Source organism: Paraburkholderia sp. SIMBA_054 (assembly GCF_046534875.1).
Classification (GTDB): Bacteria; Pseudomonadota; Gammaproteobacteria; order Burkholderiales; family Burkholderiaceae; genus Paraburkholderia; species Paraburkholderia hospita.
Genome location: NZ_JAWRXV010000777.1, coordinates 1 through 272, shown reverse-complemented (window position 1 = coordinate 272; position 272 = coordinate 1). Strand labels below are relative to the sequence as shown.

General features: G+C 40.8%; 1 protein-coding gene. It reads left to right on the top strand.

Translation table 11 applies throughout. From position 1 onward, the window contains the following. A partial coding sequence (locus SB822_RS57215) for an SDR family NAD(P)-dependent oxidoreductase (protein WP_410859118.1) occupies positions 1-272 on the top strand: 272 nt, incomplete at both ends.

Sequence of the window (272 nt, the reverse complement as noted above, 5' to 3'; positions counted from 1 at the left end):
CTTATTGATCCCGATTCTATAGATACTTTTGCAAAAAGGTTTCTTAACACTGGACGTCCACTACATATTTTAGTAAACGGCGCAGGAATAATGGCTAACCCGTTAACACGCGATGCACGAGGATATGAATCGCAGTTCGCAACGAATCATTTAGGACATTTCCAATTAACAGCAAGACTTTGGCCCACTTTAGTTCAAGCAAATGGAGCAAGAGTTGTATCAGTTAGTTCGCGCGGTCATCGCATTTGTGGTATTGATTTTAACGATCCAAA